At 74.2% G+C, this 23,353-nt stretch carries 20 protein-coding genes; 11 read left to right on the forward strand and 9 right to left on the reverse strand.

The genetic code is table 11. The annotated features are described in order from the left end of the window. Window positions 1-34 precede the first annotated feature (34 nt). Complete coding sequence (locus tag RM572_RS11130; protein ID WP_394813581.1) at window positions 35-1,480, forward strand: MFS transporter; 1,446 nt, start codon at window positions 35-37, stop codon at window positions 1,478-1,480. Between the two features lie 118 nt (window positions 1,481-1,598). Here the strand turns inward: RM572_RS11130 and RM572_RS11135 are convergent, their stop codons facing one another. Next, a complete protein-coding gene (locus tag RM572_RS11135) occupies window positions 1,599-2,675 on the reverse strand; it encodes a GlxA family transcriptional regulator (RefSeq protein ID WP_311673114.1) in 1,077 nt (358 codons plus the stop codon). 125 nt (window positions 2,676-2,800) lie between these two features. Between RM572_RS11135 and RM572_RS11140 the strand changes: the two genes are divergently transcribed. Next, a complete protein-coding gene (locus tag RM572_RS11140; RefSeq protein ID WP_311673284.1) occupies window positions 2,801-3,580 on the forward strand; it encodes an NAD(P)H-dependent oxidoreductase in 780 nt (259 codons plus the stop codon). 22 nt (window positions 3,581-3,602) lie between these two features. Here RM572_RS11140 and RM572_RS11145 read toward each other — a convergent pair whose 3' ends face one another. Beyond that, window positions 3,603-4,352, reverse strand: a complete 750-nt coding sequence (locus RM572_RS11145; RefSeq protein WP_311673115.1) for a MerR family transcriptional regulator — start codon at window positions 4,350-4,352, stop codon at window positions 3,603-3,605. 224 nt (window positions 4,353-4,576) lie between these two features. Beyond that, window positions 4,577-5,047 (reverse strand): ArsI/CadI family heavy metal resistance metalloenzyme, encoded by a 471-nt coding sequence (locus tag RM572_RS11150; RefSeq protein ID WP_311673116.1) that lies wholly within the window; start codon window positions 5,045-5,047, stop codon window positions 4,577-4,579. 79 nt (window positions 5,048-5,126) lie between these two features. Here RM572_RS11150 and RM572_RS11155 point away from each other — a divergent pair, with 79 nt between their 5' ends. The 5 genes from RM572_RS11155 to RM572_RS11175 all read left to right on the forward strand — a co-directional run bounded on the left by RM572_RS11155 (window position 5,127) and on the right by RM572_RS11175 (window position 9,557). Next, window positions 5,127-5,519 carry an ArsR/SmtB family transcription factor gene (locus RM572_RS11155; protein ID WP_311673117.1) on the forward strand — a complete coding sequence of 131 codons (393 nt, stop codon included), beginning with the start codon at window positions 5,127-5,129 and terminating at the stop codon, window positions 5,517-5,519. Further along, window positions 5,516-6,622 (forward strand): ACR3 family arsenite efflux transporter, encoded by a 1,107-nt coding sequence (gene arsB / locus RM572_RS11160; RefSeq protein ID WP_311673118.1) that lies wholly within the window; start codon window positions 5,516-5,518, stop codon window positions 6,620-6,622. The genes RM572_RS11155 and arsB overlap by 4 nt, the downstream gene beginning before the upstream one ends. Next, entirely contained in the window at window positions 6,615-7,043 is a 429-nt protein-coding gene (locus RM572_RS11165; RefSeq protein ID WP_311673119.1) for an arsenate reductase ArsC, read from the forward strand. Before arsB ends, RM572_RS11165 begins: the two co-directional genes overlap by 8 nt. A 128-nt stretch (window positions 7,044-7,171) precedes the next feature. Then, window positions 7,172-8,446 carry an APC family permease gene (locus tag RM572_RS11170; RefSeq protein ID WP_311673120.1) on the forward strand — a complete coding sequence of 425 codons (1,275 nt, stop codon included), beginning with the start codon at window positions 7,172-7,174 and terminating at the stop codon, window positions 8,444-8,446. A gap of 241 nt (window positions 8,447-8,687) precedes the next feature. Further along, a complete protein-coding gene (locus tag RM572_RS11175) occupies window positions 8,688-9,557 on the forward strand; it encodes a DUF3626 domain-containing protein (protein WP_311673121.1) in 870 nt (289 codons plus the stop codon). A gap of 37 nt (window positions 9,558-9,594) precedes the next feature. Here the strand turns inward: RM572_RS11175 and RM572_RS11180 are convergent, their stop codons facing one another. Further along, window positions 9,595-10,776, reverse strand: a complete 1,182-nt coding sequence (locus tag RM572_RS11180; RefSeq protein WP_394813587.1) for a flavin-containing monooxygenase — start codon at window positions 10,774-10,776, stop codon at window positions 9,595-9,597. A gap of 355 nt (window positions 10,777-11,131) precedes the next feature. On the opposite strand from RM572_RS11180, the gene RM572_RS11185 reads away from it, so the two are divergent. Next, complete coding sequence (locus RM572_RS11185; RefSeq protein ID WP_311673123.1) at window positions 11,132-12,337, forward strand: S8 family peptidase; 1,206 nt, start codon at window positions 11,132-11,134, stop codon at window positions 12,335-12,337. A gap of 276 nt (window positions 12,338-12,613) precedes the next feature. On the opposite strand, the gene RM572_RS11190 is transcribed toward RM572_RS11185, so the two are convergent. Beyond that, on the reverse strand, window positions 12,614-13,261 hold the full coding sequence (locus RM572_RS11190) for a TetR family transcriptional regulator (RefSeq protein ID WP_311673124.1): 648 nt from the start codon (window positions 13,259-13,261) through the stop codon (window positions 12,614-12,616). Between the two features lie 208 nt (window positions 13,262-13,469). On the opposite strand from RM572_RS11190, the gene RM572_RS11195 reads away from it, so the two are divergent. After that, window positions 13,470-14,261 carry a VOC family protein gene (locus RM572_RS11195; RefSeq protein ID WP_311673125.1) on the forward strand — a complete coding sequence of 264 codons (792 nt, stop codon included), beginning with the start codon at window positions 13,470-13,472 and terminating at the stop codon, window positions 14,259-14,261. Window positions 14,262-14,431: 170 nt separating this feature from the next. After that, window positions 14,432-17,014 carry an outer membrane protein assembly factor BamB family protein gene (locus tag RM572_RS11200; protein ID WP_311673126.1) on the forward strand — a complete coding sequence of 861 codons (2,583 nt, stop codon included), beginning with the start codon at window positions 14,432-14,434 and terminating at the stop codon, window positions 17,012-17,014. Between the two features lie 66 nt (window positions 17,015-17,080). Here the strand turns inward: RM572_RS11200 and RM572_RS11205 are convergent, their stop codons facing one another. The 3 genes from RM572_RS11205 to RM572_RS11215 all read right to left on the reverse strand — a co-directional run bounded on the left by RM572_RS11205 (window position 17,081) and on the right by RM572_RS11215 (window position 21,012). Beyond that, entirely contained in the window at window positions 17,081-17,449 is a 369-nt protein-coding gene (locus tag RM572_RS11205; RefSeq protein ID WP_311673127.1) for an iron chaperone, read from the reverse strand. Window positions 17,450-17,488: 39 nt separating this feature from the next. Beyond that, window positions 17,489-19,351, reverse strand: coding sequence for a hypothetical protein (locus RM572_RS11210; RefSeq protein WP_311673128.1), 1,863 nt, complete (start codon window positions 19,349-19,351; stop codon window positions 17,489-17,491). A gap of 164 nt (window positions 19,352-19,515) precedes the next feature. Continuing rightward, a complete protein-coding gene (locus RM572_RS11215) occupies window positions 19,516-21,012 on the reverse strand; it encodes a CoA-acylating methylmalonate-semialdehyde dehydrogenase (RefSeq protein WP_311673129.1) in 1,497 nt (498 codons plus the stop codon). Window positions 21,013-21,275: 263 nt separating this feature from the next. Here RM572_RS11215 and RM572_RS11220 point away from each other — a divergent pair, with 263 nt between their 5' ends. Then, a complete protein-coding gene (locus RM572_RS11220) occupies window positions 21,276-22,925 on the forward strand; it encodes a PucR family transcriptional regulator (protein ID WP_311673130.1) in 1,650 nt (549 codons plus the stop codon). Between the two features lie 111 nt (window positions 22,926-23,036). Here the strand turns inward: RM572_RS11220 and RM572_RS11225 are convergent, their stop codons facing one another. Beyond that, window positions 23,037-23,192: a hypothetical protein gene (locus RM572_RS11225; RefSeq protein WP_311673131.1), complete on the reverse strand. Its 156-nt coding sequence runs from the start codon at window positions 23,190-23,192 to the stop codon at window positions 23,037-23,039. Window positions 23,193-23,353 lie beyond the last annotated feature (161 nt).

The following is a 23,353-nucleotide window of genomic DNA, read 5'->3' on the forward strand; positions in this document are numbered from 1 at the left end:
GTCCGGTCGGCGGCACCGGGCGACTCTGATCCACGTGACACAGACTCCGACCACCGCACGGAAGCACCCCCGCCGCCGCGACCGCCGCCGGCCCTCCCGCTCCCCGCTCGCCGGCCCGCGCAGGTCGCGCGGAGTGCACCGCGCCTGGTGGGTGGCCGTCGTCGCCTTCGTCGCCCTCGTCGGCGCCGCCGCCTTCCGGGCGACGCCCAGCGTGTTCATCGAGCCGCTGCACGAGGAGTTCGGCTGGTCGCACGCCACCATCTCCGGCGCCGTCTCCGTCAACATCCTGCTCTACGGCCTCACCGCGCCCTTCGCCTCCGCCCTGATGGAGCGCTACGGCGTCCGCCTGATCGTCTCCTGCGCGCTGCTGGTCATCGCCGCGGGCAGCGGGCTGACCGTCTTCCTCTCCGCCTCCTGGCAACTGGTGCTCTGCTGGGGCGTGCTGGTCGGACTCGGCACCGGCTCGATGGCGCTGGCCTTCGCGGCCACCGTCACCAACCGCTGGTTCGTCCACCGTCGCGGCCTGGTCACCGGCATCCTCACGGCGGGCAGCGCCGCGGGCCAGCTCGTCTTCCTGCCGCTCGTCGCGCTGATCGTCGAGGGCTCCGGCTGGCGCACGGCGTCCCTGCTGGTGTCGGGCGCGGCGCTGGCGGTCGTCCCGCTCGTGCTGTGGCTGCTGCGGGACCGCCCCGAGGACGTCGGCCTGCGTCCGTACGGCGCGGACGACGCCTACGTCACGCCGCCCCGCCCGAGCGGCGGTGCGGCGCGCCGCACCCTCGGCGCACTGACCGCCGCCGCCCGCACCCGGGTCTTCTGGCTGCTCGCGGGCACCTTCGCGGTCTGCGGCGCCTCGACGAACGGCCTGGTCGGCACCCACTTCGTGCCGGCGGCGCACGACCACGGGATGGCCGTCCCGGCCGCCGCCTCCCTGCTCGCCGTCATCGGCGTCTTCGACCTGGTCGGCACGGTCGCCTCCGGCTGGTTCACCGACCGCTTCGACGCGCGCCGCCTGCTCGCCGTCTACTACGCGCTGCGCGGGGTCTCCCTGCTGTTCCTGCCGCTGCTGTTCGCCGAGACGGTGCAGCCGCCGATGCTGTTCTTCATCGTCTTCTACGGCCTGGACTGGGTGGCGACGGTGCCGCCGACCATCGCGCTCTGTCGCGAGCACTTCGGTGACGACGGCGCCGTCGTCTTCGGCTGGGTCCTCGCCTCCCACCAGGCCGGGGCCTCCCTGGTCGCCTTCCTCGCGGGCCTCACCCGCGACCTGACCGGCTCCTACGACCTCGCCTGGATCGCGTCCGGTGCCCTGTGCGCCGTCGCGGCGCTCGCGGCCCTCGTCATCCAGCGCCCTTCCGCCCCGGGCCCTTCCGCCCCGGGCCCTTCCGCCCCGGGCCCTTCCGCCCCGGGCCCTTCCGCCCCGGGCACGTCCGTCCCGCGTGAGGCGGACCCGCGGGCCGGACGGCCCACGCCGCCCGCCTGACGGGCCCGCCGTGACGGCGCCGCCCGGAGGGCCGGGACTCGGTCCGGCAGGTGCGCGGGCCCGACAGCGCTCTCGCCGCGCCCCGGCGGCGGGAGGCGGCGGGGCCGGCCGGGGCCCCTCAGGCCGAGCCGTTCGGTCGGGACGGTGCCGGTCCTCCGGCCTCGGACACCGTGGCCGTGTCCGAGGCCGTCGGCACCGTGCCTGCCGTGCCTGCCGTGCCGCGGAAGGTGACGCGGTACGCGCTCGGCGGCACGCCGACCGCGGCCTGGAAGTGCTGCCGCAGGTTCGCGCCCGTGCCGAAACCCGCGTCGGCGGCGACCCGGTCGACGGGCAGAGCCGTCTCCTCCAGGAGCTGCCGTGCGCGTTCCACGCGGCGCTGCGTGAGCCACCGTCCCGGTGTCACGCCGACCTCCTCACGGAAGCGGCGGCTGAACGTCCGGACGCTCATCCCCTCCTGCTCCGCCAGCTCGCGCAGCGCGACCGGCCGGTCCAGGCGGGCCAGCGCCCAGGCCCGTGCCGCGCCGGTGGCGGCGCGCCGTCCGGGATCGGCCACGGGACGGGGCACGTACTGCGCCTGCCCGCCCTCCCGGTGCGGCGGCACCACCGTGGTCCGCGCGACATCGGCGGCCACCGCCGCGCCGTGGTCGCGGCGGATGATGTGCAGGCACAGGTCGATGCCCGCCGCCTCGCCGGCGGAGGTGAGCACGTCGCCGTCGTCGGTGTAGAGCACGTCGGGATCGAGCTGCACCCGCGGGTGCAGCTCCCGGAAGCGGTCCACCGACTTCCAGTGCGTCGCCGCGGGCCGGTCGTCGAGCCGCCCCGCGGCGGCCAGGACGAAGGCGCCGGTGCACACCGACGCCAGCCGAGTGCCCGGCCCGATCCGCGACAGCGCCGCACGCAGCGGCTCGCTCAGCACCCCCGAGACGCCGTCCTCCTCGTGCGAGGCGGGGACGACGACGGTGTCCGCCTCGGTCAGCACCTGCGTTCCGTGCTCCACCAGCACCGGGAAGTCGGCGTCCGTGCGCACCAGCCCGGGTGCGACGGCGCAGGTCAGCACCTCGTACAGGCGGTCACCGGAGCGCGGGTCGCGCGCGGCGCCGAACAGCTGGTGCACCAGGCCCAGCTCCAGCGGCAGCACCCCGTGCCGCACCAGCACCGCGACGCGGTGCCTGCCGTCGTCCGCGAAGACCGTCATGGCCGTATTCTTTCACACCATGGCAGTCCAGCCACTCGTTCCGCCGACCGTACCGGAGCAGCCTCGTACGCATGACCCCGACGCACACGACTCCGACGCACACGACCTCCGCGGCCGTGACCACCATGAACGTGCTGTGGATCTACGCCCATCCCGAGCAGCGCTCGCTGAACGGCGCCCTGCGCGCCGAAGGGCTCCGCGCCCTGGCGGCCGACGGCCACGCGGTACGGGAGTCCGACCTGTACGCGATGGACTTCAAACCGGTCGTCGAGGCGGCCGACTTCCACCGCGCGTCGGGCGAGCGGTTGTTCGTCGGCGCCGAGCAGGAGCGTGCGTACCGCGCCGGCGAGCTCGCCGACGACATCCGGGCGGAACAGGAGAAGCTCGCCTGGGCGGACACGCTGGTCCTCCAGTTCCCGCTGTGGTGGTTCGGGCCGCCGGCGATCCTGAAGGGCTGGTTCGACCGGGTGCTGGTGCAGGGCTTCGCGTTCGGCGTCCGGGACGCGGAAGGCCGTACCCGCCGCTACGGCGACGGCGGCCTGGCGGGCCGGCGGGCACTGGTCGTCACCTCCGTCGGCGCCCGTGCGTCGAGCTTCGGTCCGCGCGGCATCCACGGCGCGCTCGACGAAGTGCTGTGGCCGGTGCTGCACGGCACCCTCTGGTACACCGGGATGGCCCCGCTGCGCCCGTACGTCGTGCACGGCGCGGACCGTGCGACGCCCGCCGAGGCGGATGTCCACGCCGCGGCACTGGCGGACCGCCTCCGCGGCCTGCCCGGCGAGCAGCCCCTCGCCTACCGGCACGAGGCGGGTGCGGACTACGACGCCGACCTGGTCCTGCACGCCGACCGCGCCCCGGGCCGCGTCGGGCTCGGAGCGCATGTCGTGCCGCCGCCGCGCGCATGAGCGAGGGCGGCCGTGCCGGGGATTACAGGTTCCGCTCGGCGAAGACCTCCATCGCCTCGCAGACGAACTGCGCGGTGCCCTCGCCGTGCACGTCGTAGTTCGCGGTGAAGCGCGGGTCGGCGACGTACATCCGGCCGAGACCGGTGAACTGCTCGGCCGTCGGCCACCGACCCTGCCAGCCCCCCGCCACCCAGTCGTAGTGGCGCCGGGTGATGGCCTGGGCCTCCTCCCCGTCGGGCGCGAGGCCCTCGGCGTGCGCACGGGCGTAGTCGCGAGCGATGTCGAGCTGCCGCTGCTTGAAGTCGCCCTTCTCCTCGTCCGAGAGTCCGCGCCACCAGCGGTCGCCCTGCTCGTACGCCTCCTTGCCCCAGCGCTCGGTGACCTCGTCCTTGTACTGCGTGTGGTCGAACCCGTCCAGAACCTCGTCCGGCATGAGTGATTCGCCTCCCTGTGTCTTGGTGAGCGTCGTGCGGACGGACCGGATCTGGCGGTCCAGCCGCTCCCGTTCCTGCTCCAGCAGGCGCAGGTGCGTGCGCAGCGCGCCCTCCGTGTCGCGCTGCCCCGCCAGCACGTCGGCGATCGCCGTCAGGCTCAGCCCCAGCTCTCGCAGGAGCAGGATGCGCTGAAGCCGTACGAGCGCCTCGCCGTCGTAGTGGCGCTGACCGCCGTGCCCGACGCGGGTGGGCTTGAGCAGGCCGATGTCGTCGTAGTGGCGCAGCGCCCGGCTGGTGATCCCCGCCGACCGCGCCACCTCCTGAATGGGCCACTCCATGCCCTGCCTCCGTCCGTCCAGGTGTGTACGCGCCGGTTCGTTCCGGCTTGCGCCGTTCCGTCCGACGTCACCGACGCTATGGCCTTCCGCAACGTCAAGCGCAAGCCACGAAGGCACGCCGAGCCGCCCTGGAACACCCCGCAGCGCCCGTCTCGTTGCCTTCCGGAGCCCTCAAGATCCCCGCCCGGCTCACGGGGTCGCGGTGGTGGACCGGGCCGAGGCGTTCACCTTCGGCACGCGCAGCCTGTGGCGTCTGCGGTTTCGGTGATCGTGCCCTGCTCGGCGCAGCAGACGTCGCTGTCCGGAGCGGGGATGGTGCCGAGCTGGTCGGTGTCGGCCTTGACGACGTAGACCTCCCAGTGCTCCCCGCCCGGGCCGGTCACCCAGACCTTGTCCTGGAGGGCGTAGCAGCAGGACGTGTCGTTCTCCTCGAACGTCGTGAGGTCGGCGTCCTTGAGCCGGGTGGTTGCCGCGGTGACGTCGTCCGTGCTCTCGACCTCGACGCCGAGATGGTCCAGGCGGGTGGCCGCGCCGGGCTCGCCCTCGATGAGGACGAGCTTCAGCGGTGGCGTGGTGACGGCGAAGTTGGCGTATCCGGGCCGCCGCTTGGCGGGTTCCACCCCGAACAGCTTGGAGTAGAAGGCCACCGATGCTTCGAGGTCGGCGACGTTGAGCGCGAGCTGGACACGGGACATGGCCTTCTCCTCATCATTCTGCTTCGATGTCTGTCGATTCAACCTTGCGCCTTGGATCGAAGAACGTCAACATAGAAGCATGTCGAAACAAGAGCCGGCGTCGCCCTTCCAGGACGACCCCGCCGGATGCTGCCCCGGACTGCTGACCGCGCCGCTGGACGCCGACCGGGCGGAGACGCTGGCCAAGGTGTTCAAGGCCCTCGGTGACCCCGTCCGCCTCCGACTGCTGTCGATGATCGCTTCCCGGGCCGGCGGGGAGGTCTGCGTCTGCGACCTCACCCCCGCCTTCGACCTGTCGCAACCGACGATCTCCCACCACCTGAAGCTGCTGAAACAGGCCGGGCTGATCGACTCCGAGCGCCGCGGAACGTGGGTGTACTACCGGTTGCTGCCCCAGATGACCCATCAGCTCGCCGCGATCCTCAGCCGCCCGGCCGGACAGCCGCTGCCCGCCGCCGGGGCCGCCTCGTGAACCCGGACACCGGGAGGCCGGTCGCCGGCCGCCTGTCGCTTCCGGACCGGTTCCTCGCCGTCTGGATCCTCGTGGCGATGGCCGTCGGCCTCGGACTGGGCCGCCTCGTTCCGGGCCTGGGCGATGCGCTCGCCAAGGTGACCGTCACCGGGGTCTCGCTTCCCCTCGGGCTCGGCCTGCTTGTGATGATGTACCCGGTCCTGGCGAAGGTCCGCTACGACCGGCTCGACACCGTCACCCGCGACCGCCGTCTGCTCGTCTCCTCACTGGTGCTGAACTGGATCGTCGGCCCGGCCCTCATGTTCGCTCTCGCCTGGGTCTTCCTGCCCGACCTGCCCGAGTACCGCACCGGCCTGATCATCGTCGGCCTCGCCCGGTGCATCGCCATGGTCATCATCTGGAACGATCTCGCCGGCGGCCACCGCGAGGCCGCCGCCGTCCTCGTCGCCCTGAACTCCCTGTTCCAGGTCCTGGCGTTCAGTCTGCTCGGCTGGTTCTACCTCTCCGTCCTCCCCGGATGGCTGGGTCTCCCACAGGCCGCCCTCGACGTCTCCGTGTGGGAGATCACCCGCTCCGTGCTGCTCTTCCTGGGCATCCCGCTCGTGGCCGGGTTCCTCACCCGCCGCCTCGGCGAAAGGGCCCGGGGTCGCACCTGGTACGAGACGAGACTGGTCCCCCGAATCGGTCCGTTCGCCCTCTACGGACTGCTGTTCACCATCGTCGTTCTGTTCGCCCTCCAGGGCGACGCCATCACCTCGAAGCCGCTGGACGTGGCCCGGATCGCGCTGCCGCTGCTGACGTACTTCGTGCTGATGTGGGCCGGTTCCATGTCGGTCGGGCGAGCGGTCGGCCTCGGCTACCCGAAGGCGACGACGCTCGCGTTCACGGCCGCGGGCAACAACTTCGAACTGGCCATCGCCGTCGCCGTCGCCACCTTCGGCGCCACCTCCGGTCAGGCCCTCGCCGGAGTCGTCGGCCCGCTCATCGAGGTTCCCGTCCTCATCGGCCTGGTCTACGTCGCCCGCGCCGCGCGCCGTCACTTTCCCCACTCCACCCCGGCAGCCCCACCGGCCACCGTTCCGGAAGGATCCGCCCATGTCTGAGACGAAACCGTCCGTGCTGTTCGTGTGCGTCCACAACGCCGGCCGCTCGCAGATGGCCGCCGCCTACCTCACCCACCTCGCGGGCGGGACCGTTGAGGTCCGCTCCGCCGGGTCCGCGCCTGCCGATGCCGTGAACCCGGCCGCCGTGCAGGCCATGGCCGAAGTCGGCATCGACATGTCCGCCGAAACCCCGAAGGTGCTGACCGTCGAGGCCGTGCAGGCGTCCGACGTGGTGATCACCATGGGCTGCGGCGACACCTGTCCCGTCTTCCCCGGCAAGCGCTACCTCGACTGGAAACTCGACGACCCCGCCGGACAGGGCGTCGACGCCATCCGTCCGATCCGCGACGACATCGAACGGCGCATCCGCCGGCTGTTCACCGAGATCACGTCGGCGCACGCCGAACGGCGAGGGCGCTGACACAAACTGAGCACGGCCTGCCCGCCCCCAGTGGCCCATGGGCCGACGTCGGCATGCCGGGGCACCCGGCCCGTCATCTTCCTCGGCTACCGTGCGCCGGGTCGAAGACCTGTAGGAGGGAACGAGCGATGAACACGGCGGGGGCCGCTGCGGGCGGGGGCGGGCTGAAGCGCCGCCTGGGGGTTCTCGACGCCGTGGTGATCGGCTTGGGCTCCATGATCGGGGCCGGGATCTTCGCGGCCCTCGGCCCGGCGGCTGACGCCGCCGGCTCCGGGCTCCTGCTCGCCCTGGCCCTCGCCGCGCTCGTGGCGTACTGCAATGCGCTCTCCTCCGCACGGCTGGCCGCCCTCTACCCGCAGTCCGGTGGCACCTACGTCTACGGCCGAATGCGCCTGGGTGAATTCTGGGGCTACCTGGCCGGCTGGGCGTTCGTCGTCGGCAAGACCGCCTCCTGCGCGGCGATGGCCCTCACCATCGGCGCCTACCTCTGGCCCGACCATGCTCATGCCGTGGGCGTGGTCGCCGTGGTGGCACTGACCGCGGTGAACTACGTCGGCGTGCAGAAGTCCGCCCTCCTCGCCCGCATCATCGTCTCGCTCGTCCTGGCCGTGCTTCTCACCGCAGTCGTCACCGCCCTGACCTCCTACCCCGCGGACCTCACACGGCCGGACATCGGCGCCCACGCCGGCGTCGGCGGGGTGCTCCAGGCCGCGGGACTGCTGTTCTTCGCCTTCGCCGGCTACGCGCGCATCGCCACCCTCGGCGAAGAAGTCCGCGACCCTGCCCACACCATCCCGCGCGCCATCCCGCTCGCCCTCGGCATCACCTTCGCCGTCTATGCCCTCGTCGCCACCGCCACCCTCGCGGTGCTCGGCCCGGCCGGGCTGGCACGCGCCACCGCCCCGCTGTCCGACGCCGCCCAGGCCGCCGGCGCCGACTGGCTCGTTCCCGTCGTCCGGGCAGGTGCCGCTGTCGCCGCGCTCGGCTCCCTGCTCGCGCTGATCCTCGGCGTCTCCCGGACCACGCTGGCCATGTCCCGTGACGGGCACCTGCCCCACACGTTGTCCGCCGTCCACCCCCGCTTCGGCATTCCCCACCACGCCGAAATCGCCGTCGGTGCCCTCGTCGCCCTGCTCGTCGCGACGACCGACGTACGCGGCGCCATCGGCTTCTCCTCCTTCGGAGTCCTGGCCTACTACGCCGTGGCCAACGCCTCCGCGTGGACCCTGACCCCCGAGGAAGGCAGCCCCCGCAGCCTCATTCCCCTCATCGGCCTCACCGGCTGCGCAATCCTTGCCTTCGCCCTGCCCCTCAGCGCCGTCATCTCCGGCGCCGCAGTCCTCGGCCTCGGAGCCCTCATCTACGGCCTGCGAACAGCCGGGACCAAGAACTCCCGACACTGACGTCCCCCTCCTCGTGAATCCGCTGGACCGCGACAGCGACCAACGGTTGGCTCCGAAGAGGCAAGCAGGTCCGCAGACACGCGCCGCGAGCAGTGCGGGCCGATCCTTCACCCAGCTGGGTCACACCCCCGACACGTGCAGCCTCGAACTGCACCGCACACCAACCGCCGCCTGAACCGCAGCCGCCCGCCCTCGCGGAAATCGAAGGCGCTTCGCCGTCCGCGTGAAGCACACTGCAGCGATGAGCGTCGAGGCGGGGCGAGCGTCGCGGGCGGACCGGGCGGTGCGACACGTCGCGGCGCTGTCCGGGGGCGCACCGGCTGCCGCCGCCTGGCGGGTGACGCTGAACTTCCACCCCGACCGGGTGCACGGCGGCGCGGCGATCCTCGACGCACTCGCCGAGGGCGGCCTGTACCGGTCGCAGTTCGTCACGGGCACCAGCAACGGCGGACTTACGGCTCACCCGGGCGGCGACCGCTGGCGCTGGGAGAGCCGCCTCTTCGGGCGCGTCTACGACGACGCTCCGCCCGGCGAACGGCCGGTCTACGGTGCGCTGAACCACCGCGGGCGGTCGTACGGAGGCGCCGCGCGGTTCGGGTCGGCGCACTTCCGGCTGACGGCCAGCGCCCGCGCCCGGGCGACGTTCTGCTACCCGGACAGTTGCACGCACCCCGCGGACCTCGGGGTCACGGACACGGTCGCCCGGCTCGCCGAACTGGCCGATGCGGACGGCCGGGACCCGCTCGACGACTATGTGGAGGCACAGGTCCACGGCGAGGTCCGCCTCGACCGCGACGTGGAGGCCCTGGTCCTCGACCCGTGCTTCCGGGGCACGGAGGTGGCGGCCGCCGCCGACCGGCTGCCGTGCGCGGTCGAGTGGCATCAGGGCTTCCGGCTCTCGGTCGACGAGCTGCGGAGACACCCGGAGTTCCGGGGGCCGGACTACGTCGCGCTGGGCGCGGAGGTCGCCGAGCACGGCCTGCTCGATCCGGCCGTCCTCGGCCGGGCCGTCCGGAGGGGCAGGCACGCTCCGCAGGCACTGAAGAAGGTCTGGCACTACGTCGCCCGCTTCGGTACGGGCGGTACGGGTGGTGGGGGAGGCGGGGCCTGAGGGGGGGTCGGCGGCCGGGGTCCGGCCCGGCCGGCGGTCAGGTCGCTCGGCGGGCGATGGCGCGGGCGATGCGGTCGGCGTCGCGGGAGAGTTCGCGGAGCATGCCGCTGAGCGGGTTGGTGTAGCCGGTGAAGAAGAGGCCGGGGGCGTCGGGGTGGGTGCGGGCGCCGTGGGCGAGGGGGCGGCCGGTGGCGTCCAGTACGCCGAGGTGGCCGACCAGCGGGGTGAGGCCGCGGGTGTAGCCGGTGGCGGCGATGACGACGTCGGGCGTGAGCGAGGCGCCGTCGGCCAGGGTGACCTTGCCGGCGTCGAACGACTCCACGGCGGCGACGACTTCGACGCGCCGCTTGCGTATCGCCTTGATGAGGCCGACGTCCTGGACGGGGATCGCGCCCTCCCGGGCCCGGGTGTAGAGGCCGGCTTCGGGGCGGGGCAGACCGTACGGCTCGAGGTCGGGGAGGGCGAGGCGCGCCATGCGGGCGGCCATCGCGTCGACCATGCCGGTCGGGAGGCGGCGGCAAAGGACGCCGTTCGCCTGTGCCGGCCAGCCCAGTGTGGAACGCCGGACGATGTGCGGCGGGGTGCGCACGGCGAGGCGCACCCGGGCCGCGCCGCCCTCGACGAGGTCGACGGCTATCTCGGCGCCGGTGTTGCCGACGCCCACGACCAGCACGTCCTGTCCCGCGTACGGCGTGGCGTTGCGGTAGCGGGAGGCGTGCAGCAGCTCGCCGGTGAAGGACTGGCGGCCGGGCCACTCGGGGAGCCGGGCCGTGTGGTTGTAGCCGGTGGCCACGACGACGGCGGCGGCGGAGAGCTTGCGCCCGCCGTTGGCGTGCAGCGTCCAGGTGGCGCCGTCCCCGTCGCCGTTCGCGCCGCCCCCGTCCCCGTCGCCGCCGCCGTCGCGGTCGATGCGGTCGACCTCGACGCCGGCCGCGAGTTCGATCCGGTGGTGGTCGGCGTACGCCTCGAGGTACCGCACGAGGTCGTCGCGGGCGACCCAGCGGCCGTACGAGCGGGGGATGGGCAGCCCGGGCAGCGCCGACCAGCGGCGCGTGGTGTGCAGGCGCAGCCGGTCGTAGTGGGAGCGCCAGGAGGCGCCCACCGAGGGGGACTTCTCCAGCACGACGGTGCGTATGCCGCGCCGCTGGAGCGCCGCGGCGGTCGCCAGGCCGCCGGGCCCTGCGCCGACGACGTGGACGGGGTGGGCTTGTCCGGACATGTGCATGCCGATGAGCGTAGTGTGCCGCCGAGGCCACCCCGGACGGCCTCCCGCCCTCCCCTGCCGCCTGGCGAAAGCCGCTGGTCAGGGTGATGTGACGGGTGATCAGCGCCGTCACAGGAGGGGAGAGTTCGGGGTCGACGTGGGGAGGGCGTGAAGCTCGGACAATGGTAACGATCGCGTAACTTCGGGTCGCCGTCCGCGTTCCATAGCGGACATGTACCGTTAGTCCCACATGTGTACGGCTAGAACGGAGCAGTCACCGCACGCCCGACCGAAAGGGCTCGCTCCGTTGCAGCACAAGAAGAGAACCCACAGGAAGTCTCGGATAGTCCTCGTCGGAGCAGCCGCGCTGATGCTGCTCGGCGGCACGGGCGCCCTCGCGGGCGCGCTGGAGCCGACGGACGGGCCGCCCGGCGGCGGGCTCGGCCAGGTGCGCGGGGCCGACGACCCCGGCGCCATCGAGGGCGAGTACATCGTGGTGATGAAGGAGTCCGGCAAGGCTGCCCCGGACGCCTCGCTGCTGAGGTCCACCGAGTCGGTGCGCGGCCTCGCGGAGAACCTGCTGGAGGAGACCGAGGCGCTGGGCGCGAAGGTCGAGCGCACCTACAGCACCGCGTTCAAGGGCTTCTCGGTGCGGGCGGACGAGACCGAGGCGCGTCGTCTCGCGGCTCTCCCGTCCGTCGCCTACGTCGAGCAGAACGGCGTCGAGCGCGGCGACGACATGACGCAGATCAACGCGACCTGGGGCCTGGACCGCGTCGACCAGCGGGACCTGCCGCTGAACGACCAGTACGCCCACATCACCGGTGGCGGGAACGTGCGCGCGTACGTCGTCGACTCGGGCGTCAGTGTGCGCTACCCGGCCTTCACCGGACGGGCCTCGAACGGCTGGGACTTCGTCGAGGACGACGCCGTCGCGCAGGACTGCCACGGCCACGGGACGCACGTCGCGGGCACCGTCGGCGGCGCGGTGTACGGAGTGGCCAAGGAAGTGAAGATCGTCGCGGTGCGCGTGCTGAACTGCGAGAACCGCGGCACCACCGCCGACGTGCTGGCCGGCTACGACTGGGTCGCCGCCAACGCGCAGCTCCCCGCGGTCGCCAATGTGAGCATCGGCGGCAGCGCCAGCGACACCAAGGACGACGCGGTCCGTGGCATGGTCGAGGCGGGTGTGACCGTCGCGGTCTCGGCCGGCAACGACGACCGCGAGGCCTGCCTGCAGTCCCCGGCGCGGGAGCCGGACGTGATCACGGTGGCGGCGACGACCGCCGCCGACGCGCGGTGGGGGAACTCGAACTACGGCGACTGCGTGGACCTCTTCGCCCCCGGTCACCTCATCGAGTCCGCCGACCACGACGACCCGGACGGTACGGCGGTGTGGAGCGGCACCTCGATGGCCGCGCCGCACGTGACCGGTGCCGCCGCGCTCCATCTCGCCGAGCACCCGTCGGCCACGCCCGCCGAGGTCACCGAGGCGCTGCTGGACGGTTCGACGAAGGGTCGCGTCACGGACGCGGGCAGCGGCTCGCCGAACCGTCTGCTGTACACCCGGTTCTGACGACCGGCGCGGAGGGGCGGGCGCGCCCGCCCCTCCGAAGACACGCACACGGCCCGGGTCCCCTCGGAGATCGAGGGGACCCGGGCCGTGTGCGTGCCGTGGCGGGCCGTTGCGCCGTAGCGGGGCCGGGCGTGACGACGGCCTGCGGGGAGGCGTCGTCGCGGGTGCCGCGTGAGGATGCGGCGGGGACAGGAGCCGCCGCACGCGTCCGGCGCCCGGCCGCCCGCGCCCGCCGCCCCGGGCCGGGCGCGGCTGCGGGGCCGACGGTGCGGGCGGCTACCTGGCGGGCTTGCGTCCGGTCACACCGAGGTGCACCAGCTCCACGAGTGTCGGCCGGACGTCGGCCTGCTTCACACTCCAGGTCTGGAACACCTTCTGGTGACCCGCCACCGAGGCGAGGAGGGTGACCAGCGCGCCGGCCATGGCCGCCGGCACCACTTCCTCGTCGACCCGGCCGCGGGCCTGGAGATCCTTGATGGCGTCCGTCAGGGACGCGGTCACGCCGTTGAGAAGCCGTGTGCGGATGCGGGAGAAACGTTTGTCCCCCTCGGCTGCGCCGAGATCGACGACACGCAGCAGCGCGTCGTTGCGGCGCCAGAAGGCGAGGAAGCCGTCGACCAGCTCCTCCGCCGTTCCGCGCCCGGACTTCCCGGCCCAGGAACGGCCTTCGACGATCTCGCCGAGGTTCGCTCCCTCCTTGGCCACCGCGTCCGCGAGCTCCAGAACGGCGCCCTCGACGTCCGGGAAGTACTGGTAGAAGGTCGCGGGGGACGTACCCGCCTTCCGCGCGACGTCGATCACCTTGACGTCGCGGTACGGCGACGAGTTCAGCATCTCGCCGAGGCGGTCGAGCAGCTTCTGCCGCGTCGCCTGGCCCCTCCGGCCGGCGACCCTGCCGTCGACGGTTCGTACCTGTCCTGTCATGCCGTCAGCTTACCGACGGGTGAAGGGCGCGCGATTCGGGCGGTGCAAACGGGTCTGGGACCCGTTTTCAGCGCCATGGAGCGGCGGCGCGCGGCGGGGCCCGCACGAACTGCGAGTGTCGGTGCCGCCCGCTAGCGTTTCTGTCGTACACACGAGGTGCACGGTCGCGCACGCACGGTGGTGCGGGCCGCTGGGAGGTGGAGCGACGATGGCCGGATTCGCGGAGGGCGCGCCCTGCTGGGCGGTCGCCATGCTGCCCGACGTCGCGGCGGGCAGAAGGTTCTACGGTGAGCTGCTGGGCTGGTCCTTCGGGGAGCCGGACCGCGAGCGGGAGGCGTACACGACGGCGACGCTGGGCGGGAAGGCCGTCGCCGGTCTGGTCGCGAAGCCCGACGGGCGGATGCCCACCGACTGGAACGTGCATCTGAGCACCCCGGACATCTCGGCCGCCGCCGGGAGGGTCCGGGAGGCGGGCGGTCAGGTCATCATGGAGCCGTTCCCGCTGGGCGGGGCGGGGTACACGGCGGTGGCGGCAGACCCGGGCGGCGCCGTCTTCCAGCTCTGGCAGCCGGGCACGATGACCGGCTTCGAGGCCCCCGGGGAGCCGGGTGCGTACGCCTGGGCGGAGGTGTACACCAGAGCCGCCGACAAGGAGGCCGTCGACGCCTTCTACGCAGCCGTCTTCGGCTTCGAGACCGGCGACCTCAGCGAGACGCTGGGGGAGGACTTCGTCATGTGGGCGCCGCGCGGCGAGCCGGCCGACCCGGACCATGCGGTGGGCGGCCGCGCCCTGATCGCCGCCGATGCCCCGGAGCACCTGCCGGCGCACTTCCTCCTCTACTTCGCGGTGGGTGACTGCGACGAGGCCGTCCGGACGACCAACCGCCTCGGCGGGCGCACGGTGCGGGAGCCGGCCACCACGCCCTTCGGCCGGTACGCGGTGCTCGTGGACGACCAGGGTGCCTATTTCGCCGTGATCGCCCCGGAAGAGGGGCATTGAGAGAGCGCTGACCGGGGAGTAACGACACGGCCGGGCCGCCCCCCGGGTTCGCAACCGCAGGCCGCGCCAGGAACAATCGGCCCCGACGGACACTTTCGTCCTGCGGGGCGGTGAGATGCTGCACGGGGGCGGTGACGAAGCGAACGCCCCAACGGGGAGGTGGCAGGCACGTGGTGGAGCAGCTGACGCAGCACGATCCGCGAAGGATCGGGCCGTTCGAGGTGCTCGGCCGTCTCGGCTCAGGGGGGATGGGGCTGGTGTATCTCGCCCGCTCCGCCTCCGGCCGCCGGGTGGCGATCAAGACGGTGCGCACGGAGCTCGCCGAGGACCAGCTCTTCCGGGTGCGTTTCACCCGTGAGGTGGAGGCGGCCCGTGCCGTCAGCGGCTTCTACACCGCGGCGGTCGTCGACGCCGACCCGCGCGCCGCCGTGCCGTGGCTGGCCACGGCCTTCGTGCCCGCGCCCTCGCTCGAGGAGATCGTCAACGAGTGCGGCCCGCTGCCCGCTCAGGCCGTGCGCTGGCTGGCCGCGGGCATCGCCGAGGCGCTGCAGTCCATCCACGGTGCCGGGCTGGTCCACCGCGACCTGAAGCCCTCCAACGTGCTGGTGGTCGAGGACGGCCCCCGGGTGATCGACTTCGGTATCGCTTCCGGGGTGTCCAACACACGGCTGACGATGACCAACGTCGCCGTCGGCACCCCGGCGTACATGTCACCCGAACAGGCCCGCGACTCCCGCAGCGTCACCGGCGCCAGCGACATCTTCTCCCTCGCCTCCACTCTGGTCTTCGCCGCCACCGGCCACGCCCCCTTCCACGGCGCGAACCCGGTGGAGACCGTCTTCATGCTGCTGCGCGAGGGTCCCGACCTGGAAGGCATGCCGGACGAACTGCGTCCGCTGATCGACTCCTGCATGCGGATGGCAGCCGAGGAGCGGCCCAGCCCCGCCGATCTCCAGGCCCAGCTCGCGCCGCACCTGTTCTCCTCGGGCAGCGACGACAGCGGCACCGCCTCGGCCTGGCTGCCCGCCGGCGCCGTCGCCCTCATCGAACGCAAGCGGGGCGCCCGCGCCGCCCGGGTCGCCGCGCAGGCCCTCGGCGGCGGGCCCGGCAGGCCCGGCGGACCCGGCGGGCACGGAGCGGGCGGGCACGGCCCGAACGGGGCGCACGGCCCCGGTGCCGCACCGGCAGGCGGTCCCGACCTGGCTGCCATGCCGCCGATGCCCCCGCACGCGGCGCCCGGCGCCTACCCGCAGGCCGAGGGCGGATACCGGCCGCACGCCGGCGCCTACGGCACCGGGGCGGTGCCCGCGGGCCCCGGCGGGCCCTCCGCGGCCGGCCCCGACGCCGCGTACGCCGCGTCCGTCGCCTCGCCCCCCGTCGTCTCCTCGCCACCCGGCGAGGGCTCACCCGTACGGCTGCCCGGGGCCCAGGTCCCCATCGGCCCCGGTCCCCGGCGCGACGATCAGCCGCAGGTCGCGGACTCCGGCATGCCCGGCACCGGCTGGGTGCGCCCGCCAGGCGGGACGGGCCCGGCCGCGGCCGGGCCCGGGGCCCCGCCCCCGCCGCCGCAGGCGCCGCCCGTTCCGCAGGGTTCGCCGGACGGTGCCGCACCCGGCCAGGCGGGCTGGCGTCCCTGGCGCTTCCGCATGTCCAACGACCTGTGGGGCACTCCCGCGGTCGCCGACGACCTGCTGTACGTCACCTCCTTCGAGGTGCACGCCCTGGACGTCGCCACCGGGCGCCGCCAGTTCAAGACTCGCGAGGTCGCCTGGTCCATGGCGGTCTCCGCCGGCCGCGTGCACGCCTCGGACGGCCCCAGCCTCTACGCGCTCGACGCCCGGGACGGCTCCGAGCGGTGGCGGCTGGCGACCGACGGCTGGGTGTACTCCCTGTCCGTCGATCGGGGCACAGTGGTGACCGGCACCCGTGGCGGCGGCGTGCAGGCATGGGAGGCCGCCACCGGCGAGAAGCTCTGGGACCTCACCGGCGCCCAGGCCGACTTCGAGACCCGCGAGGCCGGGCCCCTCGTACGCGGCGGCACCGTCTTCACCTGGGGCGACGGCCGGCTCTACGCACTGGACGCGCGCAGCGGCGGGGAACGCTGGTCGTACCCGGTCGGCGACGCCTCGGCGACCGGGGGCGTGCCGGTGCGGCTCACCCCGGCCGAGGACGGCACGGTCTACGTCTGCGCCGGTTCCCGCGTGTTCGCGCTCGACGCCGCGTCGGGGCGCGAGCGGTGGCGGTTCGACGCGCCGGCGGCGTTCCTCTGCCCGCCCGCGTTCGTGCCCGGACCCGCCGTCACCGGCGGGGGCGTCTACCTCGCCGACTACCTCGGCACGGTGTACGCGATCGACGCCGCGAACGGGCACGACCGCTGGCGCATCGCCACCGAGGCCCGGCACTCCACGGAACCGGTGGTGGTCGCCGACGGTCTGGTCCACCTCGGCAGCGGCGGTGCGCTCTACACGCTCGACGCGGTCAGCGGCACGCCCCGCTGGCGGTTCGCCGCCGGGGGCGACGTCGTCGGAGCGCCGGTCGTCGCGGCCGGACGCGTGCACTTCGGCTCGGCGGACTGCTGCATCTACACGCTGGACGCGGTCGGCGGCCAACTGCGGTGGAAGCTCGCCACCCAGGGGGAGATCACCGGCTCGCCGGTGGTCGTCGGCGGCGTGGTGTACGCGTGCAGCAAGGACCGCTGTGTGTACGCGCTCGACGCGGCGAAGGGCACCGGGCAGTCCCGGCCACCGGCCTGACCGTCCCGTTCCTTCGCCTCCCGTCCCCTCGCCACGACCCGAACCGGCCGGACGACGTACCGGGGGTCACGCTGCGAGCGCCGCCCGGAAGAGGGTGCGCAGCTCGTCGTCGTCGACCCGCTCGGCGTCCTCCGGCCGCAGCCGGATCGTGCCCTTGCCCGTCACCAGGTCGGGGTGCCGCGCGGTGAAGCCGCCGTCGCGGCCCTCCTGCCACCCGTACACGGACAGGCCGTGCTTCCAGGCGCCCAGGTAGAGCCGCCTGCGTCCGACCTTGTAGGACGGAATCTGGTACGAGAGCGTCACCGCCGCGTCGGGGTGTTCGTCGAGGAGCAGCCGGTGCAGCCGGTCGAACAGCGGCCTGTGCTCGGGCGGGATGGCGCGGATGTAGTCGCGCACGGCGGCCGCTGCGGCGGCCGCGTCGGCGTTCCCGGACACGGTGTCGTCTCCCTTCGGGGTCTGCCGGCGGGCGCCCGGTCAGGCCACGTCGCGGTGGTCGCCGCCGCCGCGCGGGCCGTGATGACCGCGGTGCCCGGCGTTCTGCAGCCGGTGCAGCAACCGCTGCGGGAACGGTTCCTTGCCGTGTTCCTTGCCCTGCTCCCCGCGTGCGCGCTCCGCCTCCGGGGCGGTGCCCTTGCGGGCCTCCTCCGGACGCATCGCGTCCGGCCCCTTCTCCGCGCGCAGGTCGCCGCTGCGCGTCGGGCCGCCCGCGCCCGCCCCGGCCAGCGGCCGGGACTCGGAGCGGGGCGGGGCCGGCTCCGCCGGGGCGGGGCCGGGGCCGGCGGCCGTCCTGGGGCCGGGGGAGCGGGGGCCGGTACCCGTACCGCTCCAGTCCGCCCGTTCGTCGCGGGGGAAGGTACCCATCCCCGCGCCCTCGCTCCGCGCGGGTGTCCCGGCGACGGGCTGATCGGTCGCCGGCCCCTCGGCGCCGGGTTCCGTGCCGGGTTCCGCGCTCGCCGAGGGCGCGGCGGCCGTCCCAGCGGTGTGCGGCATCGGGCGGGTGCGCTCCTGCGGACCCTCCGTGGTCTCGCCGGATTCCTCGGACCGGCGCGCCGCGTCGGACCACGCCGCGCCGCCTGCCATCGTCCGGCCGTCCTGACGAGCGGTGTCGACCTCGCCCCGTACCTCGGAGGGTTGCTCCGGCCCGGTCTCGTCCCCGCTGATGTCGGCCTCCTCCTGCTGCGCGGCGGCCATGCCGCCCGTCCCGCCGGGAGCGGGACCGGAGGTGCCCCGGGCGTCGAGCGCGTCGGCCCGTGCGGGCATGCCGGGTGCGGTCGCTCCCGGAGGGGCCTCTTCCTCCGCCCGGGGGGCGGTGGCTTCCCGTTCGGTCTCGGGGGTGTCGTGTCGGGCGGCGGCCATGCCGGCGGCTCCTGCTGTGGCGCCGGCTGCGGCTCCTGCTGCGGCGGGGCCTGCCCGGCCCGGGGTGCTGTCTGTGCTGGTGGCGCCGGTGGGTTCGCGGGTGGGTTCGGGTGTGCGGGTTTCGGCGGCGGGCTGTGTCGCGGCCGTGGTGCGGTCACCGCCCGGTGCCGTTGCTGCGTCCGGCGTTCCGGCGCGGGCGTCGGCGGGGGCGGGGGCCGGTGTCGCGGGGGTCTCCCGTTCGGTCTCGGGGGTGTCGTGTCGGGCGGCGGCCATGCCGGCGGCTCCTGCTGTGGCGCCGGCTGCGGCTCCTGCTGCGGCGGGGCCTGCCCTGCCCGGGGTGCTGTCTGTGCTGGTGGCGCGGGTGGGTTCGGGTGTGCGGGTTTCGGCGGCGGGCTGTGTCGCGGCCGTGGTGCCGGCCCCGGCGGGTGCGGCGCGCCGGCCCTCGTCGTGGGCCGTGGACGCGGCGAGGCCGGCCGTGCCGACTCCCGCGGCCCCGGCGGCCGCCGGGCTGCGGCGGCGCAGGCGGGTGTCCGGGGCGCCGCGGTGGCGGCCCCGGCCGCCCGCACCGCGCCGTCCGGCCATGAACAGCGCGCCGAACAGCAGGATCAGGGCGCCGGCGAAGGCGAGGGCCAGGCCCCAGTCGAGGCCGCCCGAGCCACCGACCGTGAGGCTGCCCTGCGCCACGCCCTGGCGGATCATCCACAGGATCGCGAATCCGAGGACGACCAGCCCGGCGAGCGCCACCAGCAGGCGGGAGCGCAGGAGTACGCCGATGACCGTGAGCAGGGCCGCCACGGCCATCGGCAGGAAGAGCCCGGCGAACAACGCGGGCGACGCTTCCGTGAGGCCGCCCGGGGTGAAGAGGTCGCGGAGGGCGAAGTCCTGCCCTTCGCGGCCGCCGTACCACGGGAGGAAGACGCTCCATACGGCCACGGCCGCTCCCACGAGGGCGATCAGTGAACCGATCGCATTCCTGATCATCGCGCCGCCTCGCTTCCCGTGCGGGTGCTGCGGGTGCGCCGCGCGCGTGCACACGCGCGCTCACGCGTGGTCCGCATTCGACGCTACGCCGGGCGGTACCCCCTCGCCACCGCAGGCGGCGAGGGGGGACGGCGGAGGGACGGCGGGGGTGCGGGAGGCCCGCGTCAGGCGGTGGGGAAGCCCAGGTCGATGCCGCCGTGCGACCCCTCGTGCCAGCGGGAGGTGACGACCTTGCCGCGGGTGTAGAAGTGCACCCCCTCCGTGCCGTGCACGTGGCTGTCGCCGAAGAGGGAGTCCTTCCAGCCGCCGAAGGAGTAGTAGGCCATCGGTACGGGGATCGGCACGTTGATGCCGACCATGCCGACCTCCACCTCGTTCTGGAAGCGCCGGGCCGCCCGCCCGTCGCCGGTGAAGACGGCCGTGCCGTTGCCGTAGGGGTTGGCGTTGATCAGCTCGACGGCCTCGTCGAAGGAGTCGACGCGCAGCACCGACAGCACCGGCCCGAAGATCTCCTCGGTGTAGACGCTCATGTCCGGGGTGACGCGGTCGAAGAGCGTGGGCCCCAGCCAGAAGCCGTCCGGCTCGCCCTCCACGTTCAGCCGCCGCCCGTCGGTGACGAGTTCGGCGCCCGCCGTGACGCCGTCCTCGATGTGCCCGGCGACCTTGTCCCGGTGGGCGCGGGTGATGAGCGGGCCCATCTGGGAGTCGGGAGTCGTGCCGGGGCCGACGTTCAGCCCGGCGATGCGGTCGCGGATGCGGGCCACCAGGTCGTCGGCGACGGGCTCGGCGGCGACCACCGCGGAGATCGCCATGCACCGCTCCCCGGCGGAGCCGAAGCCCGCGTTGACCGCGGCGTCGGCGGCGGCGTCCAGGTCGGCGTCCGGCAGCACCACCATGTGGTTCTTGGCGCCGCCCAGCGCCTGCACCCGCTTGCCGTGCTCGGCGGCCGTGCGGTGCACGTACTTCGCGATGGGCGTGGAGCCGACGAAGCTGACCGCGGCCACGTCGGGGTGGGTGAGCAGCCCGTCCACCGCCGGCTTGTCGCCGTGCAGCACGTTGAACACGCCGTCCGGCAGCCCGGCCTGCTCCCACAGTTCGGCGAGCACGTTCGCCGCCGAGGGGTCCTTCTCGCTGGGCTTGAGCACGAAGGTGTTGCCGCACGCGATGGCCAGCGGGAACATCCACATCGGCACCATGGCCGGGAAGTTGAACGGCGTGATGCCCGCGACGACGCCGAGCGGCTGGCGCAGCGAGTAGCTGTCCACCGCGCTGGACACGTTCTCCGAGTAGCTGCCCTTGAGCAGGTGCGGGATGCCGCAGGCGAACTCGACGACCTCCAGGCCGCGCTGCACCTCCCCGGCCGCGTCGGAGGCCACCTTGCCGTGCTCGGACGTGATCATCGCCGCGATTTCCTTGCGGTGCGAGTCGACCAGGTCGCGGAACGCGAAGAGCACGGAGGTCCGCTGCGACAGCGGGGCGTGCCGCCAGGTCCGGAAGGCTTCCTTGGCGGCGCCGACGGCCGCGTCGACCTCCGCCGGGCCGGCGAAGTCCACCCGCGCGGACAGCCGCCCGGTGGCCGGGTCGTACACCTCGCCCTGCCGGTCGGCGGGGCCGCCCTGCCAGGGCCTGCCGCCGATCCAGTGCGTGACGGTCCTGCTCATACGACAGCCTCCGGTGGCTCGGTGCGGTTCGGTTCGGTCGCGCTGCGGTCGGTGTTCCGCCGTTCACAGCCTGCGTGCCGCTTCCGTCGGCGGCAACAAGCAGACTGTCGGCACCTCCCGGAATTCTGCGACAGTGTGTAAAAGGGCCGGGCTCGACGCGCCGCACCGGACGCGCCGCACCGGACGTGCCGCGCCCGACGCCACCGGGCCGTCCCCCCGGCGGGGCGGAGGCGTCGCGTGCGCCCGGGAGAGGAGGTGAGGGCATGCCCACGTCCGTCGCCGACGTGCTGGCGCTGCCCGCGGTCGCCGAGGGCGCGCCGCAGGTGCTGGCCGGGCACGACCTGCTGGACCGGCCCGTGCGCTGGGTGCACGTCAGCGAGGTGCCGGAGATCGCCGGGCTGCTGCAGGGCGGCGAACTGCTGCTCACCACCGGTGTGGCGCTGCCGGACGCGACCGAACGGCTCGGCGCCTACGTCGACGAACTGGCCGCCGCAGGGGTGAGCGGGCTGGTGCTGGAGCTGGGCCGGCGGTTCGCGGAGGCTCCGCGGCCGCTGGTGCACGCCGCCGCACGGGCCGGGCTGCCGTTGGTGGTACTGCGCCGCGAGGTGCGGTACGTGCAGGTGACACAGGCCGCGCAGGAGCTGATCGCCGGGGAGCAGTTCGCCCGGCTCGCGTTGTCCGAACGCATCCACAACCTGTTCACCACGCTCAGCGTGGAGGGCGCCGGCACGGCCGACGTGCTGCGGCACACCGCGGAGCTGACCGGCATGTCGGTGGTGCTGGAGAACCTCTCGCACCAGGTGCTCGCGCATCACACGACCGGCCGGGAGCGGGCCGCGCTGCTGCGGGACTGGGAACGCCGCTCCCGCGAGGCGGTGGCCGGGGGACGTTCCGGTACGGCCGGGCCCGAGGGCTGGCTGGTCACCCCGGTCGGTGCCCGCGGCGAGGTGTGGGGGCGGCTGATCCTGGCCGGTGAGCGCCCCCGCGCCGACGATCACCTGCTGCTCGTCCTGGAGCGTGCGGCGACGGCGCTGGCCATGAACCGGCTCGCCGAACGCGACCGGGAGAGCCTGGAGTCGCACGCACACCGCACGCTGCTGGCGGACCTGCTGCACGGTGAACTCCCCCCGCCCGAGGACGTCCACGCACAGACCGCCGCGCTGGGCGTGCCGACGGCCCGGCGTGAACTGCTCGCCGTCGTGGTGCGGTTGGAGGCCGGCCCGGGGAGCCTGCGGGCGGGGGAGACGCCGTCGGTGCGGGAACAGGCGCAGGACCGGGAGGACGCGGAGGCCGTCACCAGCGCCGTCCGCGACGCCGGGGTGCGGGCGCTGGTCGCGCCGTTGAGCCGGGCCCGCGTCGGGCTGCTGCTCACCCTCGGGCGGGGGGACGACCCGCACGCCGTGCTCTCCCGTCTCGCGGAGGCCGTGCACGACCGGCTGGCGCGCTGCGCCCGTCCGCGCCGGGGCCGGCTGGGCGTCAGCACGCCGATGGAGGACGTGACCGAGGTGCGGCGGGCGTTCGCGGAGGCGGAGCAGGTCGCGGACGCGGCCGCGGGCTCCTCGCCCGGCAGGGCGTACCACCGGCTGCCGGACGTGCGGGTGCGCGGCCTGCTGTACCTGCTGCGCGCTGACCCGCGCGTACAGGGCTTCGTGGAACGGGAGCTGGCGCCGCTGCTGGCGTACGACGACGCGCACGGGACCGACCTGCTCGGCGTGCTGCGCGCGTATCTGGAGAAAGGCCGGAACAAGTCGGCGGCCGCGGACGCGCTGCACCTGAGCCGGCCGACGTTCTACGGCCGGCTCGCCACGGTCGAGCGGGTGCTCGAAGTCCCCCTGGATGCACCGGAGTCGGCGTTGAGCCTGCACGTCGCGGTGCTGGCGCTGGACGCCGTGCGGGGCCGCGACGGGGCGTGACGCGGCGAGGCGCACGGGATGCACGGGGGCGGACGGGGTGGCGACCCGAGCGGCCGGTGCCGGACGGGGGGCCGCAGAACCCCGCCCGGCACCCTCGGCCGCCCGCCGGTGTCAGGGCGAGTGGCGGTTGTCCTGCGGCTCGTTCGCGGTGGGGCTGCTGCCCGTCGGCGCGGAGACCTGCTGGCCGGAGGGCGGTGCCGGGGTGTGACGCTGGGCGAGCGCCGGGCCGGTCGCGGCGGCGACCAGGCCGAGGGCGAGGGCGCCCACGGTTAGGGCCTGTCCGGCGGATCTTCTCGGGCCCGCGACGACGGCTACGGCACCTCGCTGCGTTGTCGCATCGCGCGAGTACGACGAGTACGAGCTGCGATCCTCCGCCTTGCGATGCACCGCATCCGACGCCGCGGGCTGACCCTCAAAGATCCGCCGCA

Source organism: Streptomyces hazeniae, assembly GCF_031845485.1.
GTDB classification, from domain to species: Bacteria; Actinomycetota; Actinomycetes; order Streptomycetales; family Streptomycetaceae; genus Streptomyces; species Streptomyces hazeniae.

Bases quoted from the DNA above. Each gene is read 5' to 3' on its own strand.
- RM572_RS11135 (WP_311673114.1), bottom strand. From the start codon at position 2,675: ATGACGGTCTTCGCGGACGACGGCAGGCACCGCGTCGCGGTGCTGGTG.
- RM572_RS11140 (WP_311673284.1), top strand. From the start codon at position 2,801: ATGAACGTGCTGTGGATCTACGCCCATCCCGAGCAGCGCTCGCTGAAC.
- RM572_RS11145 (WP_311673115.1), bottom strand. From the start codon at position 4,352: ATGGAGTGGCCCATTCAGGAGGTGGCGCGGTCGGCGGGGATCACCAGC.
- RM572_RS11150 (WP_311673116.1), bottom strand. From the start codon at position 5,047: ATGTCCCGTGTCCAGCTCGCGCTCAACGTCGCCGACCTCGAAGCATCG.
- RM572_RS11155 (WP_311673117.1), top strand. From the start codon at position 5,127: ATGTCGAAACAAGAGCCGGCGTCGCCCTTCCAGGACGACCCCGCCGGA.
- RM572_RS11165 (WP_311673119.1), top strand. From the start codon at position 6,615: ATGTCTGAGACGAAACCGTCCGTGCTGTTCGTGTGCGTCCACAACGCC.
- RM572_RS11170 (WP_311673120.1), top strand. From the start codon at position 7,172: ATGAACACGGCGGGGGCCGCTGCGGGCGGGGGCGGGCTGAAGCGCCGC.
- RM572_RS11175 (WP_311673121.1), top strand. From the start codon at position 8,688: ATGAGCGTCGAGGCGGGGCGAGCGTCGCGGGCGGACCGGGCGGTGCGA.
- RM572_RS11180 (WP_394813587.1), bottom strand. From the start codon at position 10,776: ATGTCCGGACAAGCCCACCCCGTCCACGTCGTCGGCGCAGGGCCCGGC.
- RM572_RS11185 (WP_311673123.1), top strand. From the start codon at position 11,132: ATGCTGCTCGGCGGCACGGGCGCCCTCGCGGGCGCGCTGGAGCCGACG.
- RM572_RS11190 (WP_311673124.1), bottom strand. From the start codon at position 13,261: ATGACAGGACAGGTACGAACCGTCGACGGCAGGGTCGCCGGCCGGAGG.
- RM572_RS11195 (WP_311673125.1), top strand. From the start codon at position 13,470: ATGGCCGGATTCGCGGAGGGCGCGCCCTGCTGGGCGGTCGCCATGCTG.
- RM572_RS11210 (WP_311673128.1), bottom strand. From the start codon at position 19,351: ATGATCAGGAATGCGATCGGTTCACTGATCGCCCTCGTGGGAGCGGCC.
- RM572_RS11215 (WP_311673129.1), bottom strand. From the start codon at position 21,012: ATGAGCAGGACCGTCACGCACTGGATCGGCGGCAGGCCCTGGCAGGGC.
- RM572_RS11220 (WP_311673130.1), top strand. From the start codon at position 21,276: ATGCCCACGTCCGTCGCCGACGTGCTGGCGCTGCCCGCGGTCGCCGAG.